This window comes from Streptomyces sp. SID5643, assembly GCF_009872555.1.
Lineage (GTDB): Bacteria > Actinomycetota > Actinomycetes > Streptomycetales > Streptomycetaceae > Streptomyces > Streptomyces iakyrus.
The window spans coordinates 1-212 of record NZ_WWIC01000105.1; the positions used below are offsets into that span (position 1 = coordinate 1).

The window sequence follows — 212 nt, forward strand, 5'->3', positions numbered from 1 at the left end:
GTCGCGCAGTGGTAGCACTCCATGAAGTTCTCGATGATCAGCTTCCAGTTGGCCCGGACGTCGTAGACGATCCGCCGGCCGACCTCCAGGCTCTCGACGTCGTAGCGCTCGATGGACTCGACGTCGCCCAGGCGCGCGACCACGTCGGCGATCACCGACTCCTCGAACGACGGCGGGTTCTCGGCGAGGCACACCCACACGTAGCCGAGCCA

1 protein-coding gene is annotated in these 212 nt (G+C 66.0%); it reads right to left on the reverse strand.

The window, feature by feature from the left end; genetic code table 11:
* Positions 1-212, reverse strand: a 212-nt coding sequence (locus GTY56_RS13245; protein ID WP_272923365.1) for an SRPBCC family protein, incomplete at both ends; no start/stop codon positions are given.